Annotated in this window: 6 protein-coding genes and 1 pseudogene; 1 reads left to right on the forward strand and 6 read right to left on the reverse strand. The window is 56.4% G+C overall.

Features of this window, described 5'->3' with window-relative positions:
- Nucleotides 1-103 precede the first annotated feature (103 nt).
- Entirely contained in the window at nt 104-433 is a 330-nt protein-coding gene (locus tag AC6H42_RS07140) for a DUF932 domain-containing protein (protein ID WP_497547722.1), read from the forward strand.
- Between the two features lie 207 nt (nt 434-640).
- Here the strand turns inward: AC6H42_RS07140 and AC6H42_RS07145 are convergent, their stop codons facing one another.
- The 6 genes and pseudogenes from AC6H42_RS07145 to AC6H42_RS07170 form a co-directional block, all read right to left on the reverse strand.
- A complete protein-coding gene (locus AC6H42_RS07145) occupies nt 641-1,744 on the reverse strand; it encodes a hypothetical protein (RefSeq protein ID WP_497547723.1) in 1,104 nt (367 codons plus the stop codon).
- Nucleotides 1,737-3,539, reverse strand: a complete 1,803-nt coding sequence (locus tag AC6H42_RS07150; RefSeq protein ID WP_497547724.1) for an AAA family ATPase — start codon at nt 3,537-3,539, stop codon at nt 1,737-1,739. The genes AC6H42_RS07145 and AC6H42_RS07150 overlap by 8 nt, the downstream gene beginning before the upstream one ends.
- Nucleotides 3,539-5,458, reverse strand: coding sequence for a restriction endonuclease subunit S (locus tag AC6H42_RS07155; RefSeq protein WP_497547725.1), 1,920 nt, complete (start codon nt 5,456-5,458; stop codon nt 3,539-3,541). The genes AC6H42_RS07150 and AC6H42_RS07155 overlap by 1 nt, the downstream gene beginning before the upstream one ends.
- Nucleotides 5,455-7,914, reverse strand: coding sequence for a type I restriction-modification system subunit M (locus AC6H42_RS07160; protein WP_497547726.1), 2,460 nt, complete (start codon nt 7,912-7,914; stop codon nt 5,455-5,457). The genes AC6H42_RS07155 and AC6H42_RS07160 overlap by 4 nt, the downstream gene beginning before the upstream one ends.
- Before the next feature lie 20 nt (nt 7,915-7,934).
- Nucleotides 7,935-9,581, reverse strand: coding sequence for a type I restriction-modification enzyme R subunit C-terminal domain-containing protein (locus tag AC6H42_RS07165; protein ID WP_497547728.1), 1,647 nt, complete (start codon nt 9,579-9,581; stop codon nt 7,935-7,937).
- Between the two features lie 84 nt (nt 9,582-9,665).
- Nucleotides 9,666-10,106 (reverse strand): annotated as a pseudogene (locus AC6H42_RS07170) (DEAD/DEAH box helicase family protein); the annotation flags it as partial.
- Between the last annotated feature and the right edge of the window lie 118 nt (nt 10,107-10,224).

Here is a 10,224-nt window from a genome sequence, read left to right on the forward strand (position 1 = left end):
CCACCGGCCGAAGCTGAAATGAACTACTATCGTCAACTATCGAGTCAAGCCATCCCGGCATGACTCAAACCGAGGCGCCTCTCAATATCCCGGTCCGGTTCAGATGAAGGGGCTGAGCGAGCGAAAGGTGAAAACGCACGAGGCGATGAATTATCTTTCGCGGGTATTTTCTGACGAAAGCAAAGCCGACAGCGGCAGCGTGAGCGACCGGACTATGGCGAAGGTCATGGCGTTGTTTGAGGGATGTGGACGAGGGGCTGAACTGGCTTCTTCAAAGGGAACGGCTTTCGGCTTACTCAACGCCGTGACGGAGTTTGTTGACCATGAGCGGCGTGCACGCAGTCCCGATCACCGGCTCGAATCTGCTTGGTTTGGGCAGGGTGCTACGCTGAAGGAAAAAGCGCTGGATCAGGCGCTTATGATGATTGCATGACCTGACTTCGTATTTCGGCGTCAGAAGACGCGGCGGACCACGTTGTGTCCGCCGCTAGATGAGGAAAGGCAAGCCATCCTTGATAGACAATCCTATCTGCACTCCTGCCACTGACGAATCCAAGTCAAGTTGATTCCCCCTTGGGAGCTAGAAGAACGCACGAAGGTCCACTAAACGGTAGTTACTGAACTTACCTCTTCAGCGGGCTCAGCTTTTTGAAGCCAATTCACTATGCCAAGCTGCGATCCGAGATGGTTCCTGCAAAGCCGCAGCTAAGGCTTGGTGGACTTCGTGGTGCGGCTCGCTTGCGGTCAAATCTGCCTGCCATTCCTGGATATAGGACAGAATTTCGACTTGGGTGTGACGAGCCTGTGCGCTTTGCAATCGACGCCGCTCCTTACGAATCAGTACGTCCTGATGCTTGGCATATTCCGCCTTGAATTCGCGCGTCCACCGGCTATTCAGGTTAAGCAGCGTGTCTAGTTTTTCTGCCTTCGGCTGATCAGTAAGTGCAGTGGCAGAACAGCGCACGGAAAATTCGGGGAGCACATATGCCATTTGCAACCTTCCGTTGCCCGGGCGGAAATAGGGGTGAAACCAATCAGCAAAGCTACCAGCGGAATGCACCGGCTTGTCGCCCTTATTGGGTGCTTCATTGCAGGTGCTGCAGATTAATTGCAGATTGTCTGCGCATACACTGAGGAGTGGAAAGGCGCTCTTGATGATCCAATGGTCAATGTGTGGCGTGTCGCCAAGTGGGCCGCCGCACAGCACGCAAACTTCCCTGGAGTAGGGCGCAGGGTTCAGGCGGTGAGTACTTCGAAAAGCGCTCACGTAGTCGACATAGCTAACGCCACCGGCAGCCGTGGGCGTGCCATTTGGCAAATAGGGCAGGCCTGCACGAAACCCCTTTTCGTAAAAGGCTTCCATGAGGACTTTGAACGCTTTCCAATTCGAATCAACTGCAATTGGGCGATTGATTGGCCAGGGAGCTGGAGCGGCCTGAAACTGCGCTGTAACCGCCGCCACAGTCTGCATCCAATTGGTCAAGTTGGCCTTGTCTGCAGGAGCCATGTTCGCCACCATTTGCGCACGGCTCAACAACGATTGGCCACCATCAATGCGTTGGAGAAAGTCCCACAACCAATTAGCCTCAATTGCGCTAGCGAGCACTGGAGGCTGCAAACCTGGCTGACTGATGTTGGCACCAGTTGTGGCGGGACTACACAACCACAGAGCAAAACGTTGCATCAACCGTTGACAGGCATCCAACGCAGGCGAACAGTTGACGCGATGGATGGGTTTAAGCATTTCTGTCCCGCCAAGTGTTCAGCAGGGTACGCAATTCACTGCGATAGAACCCCGATCCCATCCGGGCGATCAAGTGCTCAAGATCGACCATCTCGGCAGGTGTGCCAGTGGCTTGCCGCAGCTTGCCTTCAATGAATTCCTGGGCGCGTTTGCCGATGCTGTCATCGGCACCGAACACCGTCATCATTAATGCGCTCGGATCAGTGGCGAACGTTGGTTCGTCCACGCTGCGTACTGTGGAGCCTTCAGCCGTCTTTTGCACCATCACAATCTCGTTGTTGAAGACATCCGAGAGCACGATGGCCGAGTGGGTCGAGATCAAGACATCATTGGTCGTGTGACCAATGGCATCGTCGATGATGTCGACGATTTCGCGCTTCCATTTGTCATTGAAATGGGTCTCCGGTTCATCCAGCAGCAGCAAAGCATCCTGCTGACCTTGCAGTAAGTGGAATAGCGCCATGCGGCCCAGCACCATTTGCTCACCGTCCGACAGCTCTTCATATCGCAAGACACCAACGTCGTTTGCGCTGATTGCCTCGTCACGATCAGCTACTGGTGCCCGACGTAAGCGTAATAAAACGTCGTCAAACAAGCCTGCCTGTTTCAATTCAAGTAAGCGGGTGAACAAGTCGAAGGCGCTAGCATCCTTGGCCCCGCCCAACAAGGTCCACAAAGCTTCGCCTTGGCTGGTGCAAGTTTGCAGCTCGTCACGGGCGGCCGACAGGAACGACGGTCCTTGCGCATCGAAAGGCCCCTTCAAATCAAACATCAGGGTGCGGCGAACTTCCAGCGGGTGCGGCTCGGCAATAACCTCGCTCGCGCATAGCCACCAATCGTGGGCGGTTTCGCAGAGCTTCTGATCCCATCGCGCTGTTTGCAGGCGTGAGCGAAAAGCGACCGAGACCAAGCTGTGCCAGCCGCCACGCCCCAGCAGTTCTTGCAGCGCGCTCTTGTTGTCGTCGCGCCGACGCAGCTTGGCCATCGCCGCGTCAGTCTCTGCCCGCAGCGGATAGTCTGCCGTTTCAATAAACGCCTGCGGCAGCGCGACTGCCAACAGTGCGCATTTCAGCAGCGTGGCATCCAGCAGCACCGGGCGGCGGAAGCGATCCGTCTCCGCATTACCTGTATTTATGGCCAGCCGAGGCGTGTCACCGCCGACCTGCCGTGCCGCTTGCAGGGCGTTTTCCTGGGCGGCGGTCCAACCCGCTGGGCGCTCGTCGCTTTGTGTGTCATCACCACCTTCTAGCAGACCGTCACCATGCTGATTACGGTTCCACACCGAGCGCCAAGGGCGCAGGTCGCCGGTGGTGTAAGCCAGCACCGCTGAAGGCAATGCAATCTGTGGCGGCGAACTGTCGCGCAGCGGCCAACTGCCAGGGGCGATGAGCGATACAAAGCCCTGCACCATCGGCACACCATTCAGATTAAGGTGCTCGATGCAGGTGTCGAACACCTCCTGGCCATTCTGGTCATCAAAGGCAAAGCGCTCGTGGAGCCATAAACTGGCGTGTTGGCGTTGCCCAGGGCAGTGCAGCAGCAAGGTGCGGTGATTGGGTGAGCTCCGTACGCCCAACTCGTACACCAAGCTCACCGGAAATGCTGGAGCACGCAAGTCAGCCAGCGCCAAAAACACCTCCGCCACCGCACGCAGCAGGTTTGATTTACCGCTGCCATTTACCCCCACCACAAAGCGGATGGCGCACTCACGTGCCAACGGCGAGCCGCTGGCGAAGCACACCTTTATGTCGGAGATCGGCGGGTAGTTTTGCAGGTGCAGGTAGCGCAGGCGCATTACACGGCCTCCAGATCGACTTGCTGCGCCTCTACCTTGAGTGCGCTGGCGATGGCTTCTTTTAGATCATCGAGCGAGGCGTAATGCTGGCCCTGATCCACCAGGTGGATGCAATCCTTGCCGTCTTCATCTTCGACCGTGATCACCTGGAACATCCCGCTGGCGCCTGCGTGCTCAGAGGTTTCGTAATCCAACTGGACTTCAAAATAATACCGTTGCGGATCAACGCTGGCCGGCAACGCTTTCCGCAGCGCCTGCACATCGGCCATGCGCGTGAACTCTTCCGGGCGCAATGGTCGAAAGGCCTTTAGGTAGTCGCGCTCGCCGCTGTCCGTGTCTTGCTTCGGCAAAGTAATTTTGGCAATCAGGCCCAGTGCCGCCAATTGGCTGAGAGAGCGACGAATGCGATTGCCATGAGACTGACCAAAGGCTTGCAGACGATCCGTCACAGCCGAGTCATCGCAGAAGCGGGCAAATACCTCCGGGTCTTCGACGAGCAAGGGCTGGCCGCTTTGTTGGCAATAGCCGGTGAAGGCCGTCAGCACCTGGCGCTGGAATTCACTGAGCTCGGTGAGCAACCAGTGGCGCGCCGGGCGCACGGTGAGATCGGCTTGCGCCGTGAAGCTGATTTTGGCGGTGCCGCTTAGATTGATCTTCGTTCCGCGTTCAAGCAGCAGGGTGTCGCGGATGCGTGTCGCCTCGGCAACTTCGGCGGCATGTTTGCCACGCCACGCTTTTGTCAATTCACCAGACATTGCATGAACACTCAAAGCAGCACGTAGCTCATTAGAGATGCTTTCCGACTTGGCAATGAGGCGGCGCAGCTCTCGAATCTGCAACCAGAAGTCACGGAAATGCTCTTGCTCTGCGATAGAAGGTATCGGCAGCTTCACCTTAGTCAGGTTTTCGCCACTCAGGTTACTTTGACCGGCAGTTGTGCGAATCGCATTGCGCATGGCAGCGCGTCCGTAGGCACTATTCAGAAACGCACTCAGATACTCAGGTAATAGACGCGTCGGATCCGTTCGCAAGCGAATCAAGTACGAGGCATAAACCATGGCGGATTTAGCCAGGTCTTCAGTGATTGGAGCTGATCGCCCTACATACTCTGGATTGCCATTTGAACGAACGATCAATACGTCGGCCGTGGTTAAGCTTAGGCGCTTCAGTTCAGCATGGGAGAGATCGACATACTTCAAGTCCTCGGTGTCGACTTCACCCCCCATCACATTTGGGATGCGAAGAACTGCTACGCCTGATTCCGCAGTCGAGTTCGCTGAAACCGATGTGCCATACCTAGTCTCAACCAAGGTTCCAAGTTGCTCCCACTTAGACTCTGGAGAAGCCAGCACCAGTCGATCTAAAGCGGACTTGATCATCAAGTCAAGTTGCTGGCGTCGTAATTGCTGATCCGTGTACGCCTCTGCCAGCCGCAGCAAATCTACGATGCGCTGTTGCTCGGGGAGTGTGGGGAGTGGGATTGGAAGGCGATCAAACGCATCTGCCGAAAGTCTAGGGAGATTGGCACCTGTTGCCAGTTGTGCGGCGCGTACGTAAATCGCTGGGGAACGCAAATAACGAAGCGCAAACTCCGGCAAAACGACAACACTGGTTCTCAGTGCCCAGATGTCGGTGCTGCAAATGCCTTCCTGAGTCACCAAATGAACTTTGTTCAAATTTGGGCGCAACTTACCATACAAAATGTCACCAGCATTGAAGGCAGTCTTAATGCTAAGGATGTCACTGCCTTCGGAAAGGTCCTCGGCCTCACGGAGCAATCTGCCCGTATGAGATTCGATATACTCCAGGCCGACGTAAAAATGACTGTTCGTCTGAGATGTCTGGGGGTTAACTTTAGTGTCAACGCGTGAAAGTACATCACCAAGCCGCGCTTCCACCCATGATTCAGGCAAACTCATTCCCGACCCTCCACCATCGCCAGCAATTTGTCTAAGCCTTTGATGATGTCTTGCTCGGTGGTCTTGAGTGTGCCGATCAGCTCTGCCACGCTCCTGTCGCTCTTGAGCTGGGTAAAGTCAAAAGGCTTGTATTGCCCGGCAGACAGACTCCACTCACGCGCCTCGATGCAGTCCGGGTCGAGCAATCCGTCCTTGAGCGCGCCTTTCTCGTCATAGAGCCTATTAGCTAGCATGGCTTGCACATAGGCCGAGCGCACCAAGCCGTCGGCATCGTGCGAGCCGATGAGTTGAGAATCTGCACTTTGCCATTTGTCGTTGCGCGCCCAGTCGCGCACGGGTACCACCCAGTGCTTGGCCGCTTTGAGGTCGGTTGCCTGATCAATGGCAAGACTGCGCAAGGTGACATCGAAGCCGTCGAGTTTGGCGACTTCGCGGGCGATGGCTTCCAGTGCAGCGTTCAGGTCTGCGACCGGCTCGTGAATACTGAAGTGCACCGTAGGCGCTTGCGTGGCAGCGTTTTTGTGATACGACAGCCCTGCGTTTAGCGCGTCTTTGACCATGTCCTTCCACAGCGGCAACGCTGGGCCGTCTTCTGCTTCAAAAAAACGTAGTACGTCGCGCGCGGCGCGGTTGAATTCCTGCTGCTGCGCTTTGATGGCTTTTTGCCATTCAGCCAGCGCCTTGTCGCTGTCCATCTGCTTGGTAGCGGTGCCCGCGTCTTTCCACTTGGCCCACACGGGTTGGGTGGGTGCAGCAAAGAACTGAATCACCAGGTCGTAGAGCATCCGGCTGGTGGCATTGCGTACCTGGATTTCGGCGGCCTTGGGGTCGGCCGGAAGCTCCGGGAACAGCTCGTGTATGCCCCACACCTGACCATCCCACATGCTTGTGTCAGGTAACGCGGAAAATGCCTCGCCAGCAGGCGTGAGTTTGTCGGCGGTGTCGCGCAGCAGGGCCTGGCGCCAACGCTCGGCGTGAAAGCTGGGTTGCAGCAGGGTTTTCTCGTTGTGCTGCGCGCCTGATCGTCCGTGCGCGATCCAGGCCTTGAACTTTTCAAGCGCATCCCACAGGTCATTTTGTTGGCCAGGGCGGGCATTGCGTTTGGCATCCTTCGTGTAGCCGTCTTCCTCTACCTCATAGAACCAGACGTATTCGCTCAGTGGTGCGGCGTTGCTCGGCAGGGTTTGCTTGCTGTCGCGGTGTGTGTTTTTTCTGAAGATCAAAATGGAGGTCTTGACGCCGGTGTAGGGCTGAAATACACCCCCGGGGAGAGAGATGACGCCTTCCACCACGTGCTCGACAAGTAGCTCACGGCGCAGCCGCACGTGGGCATCGGTGTTGCCGAACAGAACGCCCTCAGGAATGATCACCGCGCAACGACCACCAATATCCAACAAGTCGAGCATCAACCACAAAAAGAGCAGTTCACTTTTGTTAGTGATCGACTCATCCTTCTTCTTGCCGCCACCACCAACGCGCGGAAACAGCACCGTGTCTGGCTCAAGATCGCCGCTATCGACCGTACCGGTGAAGGGTGGGTTGGCGAGTACAAGCTGGTAGCTGCCCGGCTCCAATAATTCCTTGAGCTTAGCTTTGCCTTCACGCTTGCTGAGCGAGTCGCCCTGCAGCAGGTGCGGATCGGTGACATCATGCAGCACCAGGTTCATCCAGCCAATGCGGGCCATGGTGCGGTCGTTGTCCAGGCCTACAAAGTTGGCACCGTTGTGGATGGCGGTGTATTGCTCCGGTTTGGCGGCAGCGCCATCGGTGCGATGCGGGGTGCCGTCCCACTCCAGCACGAGATTTTCCTGTGCTGAGTACTTGCGCATTAGGTGTTGCTGCGTGCTGAACAGGAAGCCGCCCGTTCCGGCGGCCGGGTCGATAACGCGCTGACCGGGCTCGGGGTCAAGCAGCTCGACCATGAAACGGATCAGGTGGCGCGGGGTGCGGAACTGGCCGTTCTTACCCGCCGTGGCGACTTCGCTCAACAGGTATTCAAAGGTGTCGCCCATGATGTCCTGGGCAGCAGACCCTTCACCCGCGCGGGCGAAGAGCTCGTCGATCTTGTCGATGGCATCGCTTAGCACCTTGCCCTTGTTGGGATCGAGCTGAAAGTAGGCATCGGCCATGCGGTTGTTCAGACTGGCGAGCTCCGTGCCGTCGGCGCTGGCGCCGGTGAAGTGCTTGTCGAGTTCGCGCAGCCAGGGAAACACCACCTCGATCAGGTGAGTCGGGTTGGTTTTGTCCTGGCGGATGTAGCTCCACTTGCAGGTTTCGAAACCTGCATAAATAGACGGAAAGCCGCGCTGCTGGCGCTTGAGATCGATGTCTTCCAAGCGCTTGAGAAACAGCAGGTAGGTGATTTGCTCGACAGCCACCAAAGGGTTGGTGAGGCCAGCGGCCCAGAAGCGATTCCAGAGTTCGTCGACTTTTTTCTTTATATGAGGGGCAAGCATTCAGTGTTGTCCTTGATGGTTCAGGCGGCCTCATCCAACAAATGGTTGGTGAGGTTGATGAGTTCGTCGATGTCTTGCGGCGGAAACAGCGTTTCCACTCGGCCCACGCGCGAAAGCGGCGGTTCGCTGAGCGCAGCGCGGGTAATGCGCCCATGGCGCACAACGGCAGCTTTTACGGCCCGCAGGAAGTTGAGTTGATTGGCGCGCAAATAGCCGTGTGCTGCAATGAAGGCGTCGAACGCGGCGTTGATGCGCTGCTCGCGGTTAGGTAGATGCGCGCCCTCGCAAAGAATGTGCCGCAGAAAGTCAGCTAGCGAGGCTGCGGGAGCCTCAAAGGCTTTGCGCAAGGTGCCTTCGGTGACGAATAGATCAGCCTGGTTGAGTGTGTCGCTGATTCGCTCCAGCTCGTCGTCGCCCAGATGTTCGCCTTGTTTGAGCTTTGCCAATTCGGGAATCTGGTCAGCCAGTCGGCGGACCAAGGCCTCGACTTGTTCGCGATAGCTTTCTGCAAAGGCACCTTCACCCGTGGGGCCGTAAATGATCCAGCTGCGCTGGGTAATGCTGTCGGGTAGGTTTATTTCTACCGTATGGCTTGGTGCGGTGGTGCGATAGCGCATCAGCGGAGCGAATACGGTTTGCAGTGTGGTCAATCGCGCCATATCCAAGTGCTGCCAGAAGCCGACCGACAGAACCCAGGCACGTTGTTCGGCCACACGCTGCACCTGTGGGATGTTTTCGGCCAAGCTGTTAATCGCCTCGTGAATGCGCTCACGTACTTTGGCCTGTTCGCCGGAATCACCCTTAAGCCAAGCCACTGAGAGGCGCTCGCACCAAATGCGAAATTGAAGTTCATCCAGACCAGCCAATTGGGCAAGTCGCATCAAGGGGGCGATGGTTTGCGACAAGTGTTCAATTGTGCTTTGGCTCGGAGCTGGCCATTGCGCTGCCAGCGCGTCAAGCTCGTCCCAGTGGGGACGTACGTTGATGCTGTGACGGGGCAATGCTTTCAACATTGCCTGCAGATCGGCAATGGTGGTTTGTGTGCCTTGTTGTTGTGCCTCCAGGAGTTGCCACTTTTCAAGCTGAAGTCGGAAAAGGCGAACCGGTAGCGGTTCGCTGGGATGGTCAACCTCTCCGTCGGGTTTGAGCTTGAAATACGCGAAGTTCTTCCAGTGATCAATGATCAAGAAATCCTTCTTGATCTCGCCTGTGGCTTTATCGGTATGGAGCCGTGTGCCACGCCCTATCATCTGCCAGAACTTCACCTTACTGAATACGGGCTTGGCGAAAACCAGGTTCTGGATGGCGGGGACGTCTACGCCGGTGTCGAGCATGTCCACGGAGATAGCCACACGCGGCATGGTGCGGTACTTGAAATCATCCAGTGTCGCGTCAGCGCGCTCCATGTGGCTGTCGATGATTTCAGCCATGCCTTGGCGCTGCAGCTCCGGATAAAGGCGATTGAATCCCTCATAAAGCCGCTTGGCGTGGGCATGACTAACCGCAAAGATGATGGACTTGTGCGGCAGGCCGCGCACATCTTTGCGGCTTTTGTCCATGAACTCTCGAACCATGGCATCGTTAGTGCCCTGATTAATGATGCCCTTTTCGATGTCGCTGCCATCGAAGTTAAGTTCATCAAGATCCACTCCCTGATCGCGAGCCATCTGCTTCAAAGGCTCCGGCAGCGCATCGCCCTGAATGCCTTGAAGCTGGAAGTTGGTTTGGGCGTCCAGCACGCGATAGTTCACTAGGTTTTGGTCGGCAATGGCCTGCTCGTAGCTGTAGTAGTAGCTTGGTGCACCGTCACCACAATCAAATAGTTCGAACGTGTTGTGGTCGATGTAGTCGGTAGGGGTTGCGGTCAACCCAAGCTGAATGGCATCGAAATGATCGAAAACGGCCTTGTAGCGCTGGTAAATGGAGCGGTGGCTTTCATCCGCCACGATCAGGTCGTAGTAACCTACCGACAGGCGTGCGTACACCTGCATCATGCTGGGGTAGGTGGAGAATTGAATACGCGCGCCAGAAGTTTCGCCGGACTCGATACGGGCGAGACTTTCATTGGGTAGATGGGATTTGAACTCCGACATCGCTTGGCGTACAAGTTCACGGCGATCAGCAAGAAACAATACGCGTTGCACGCGCTTGGAGCGCAACAAGGTATCGACTAGGGCGATGGTTGTTCGTGTTTTTCCCGTGCCAGGAGCCTGTCAGAATTTTTGTGTGTCCGGGGTCATGAAATAATACCGAAAGGGATGTTCCATGACCGAAGCAATGACCACTAAAAAACCTAGGAAGAAAAGAGCA

The sequence above is a fragment of the Massilia sp. NBRC 108631 genome (assembly GCF_059704565.1).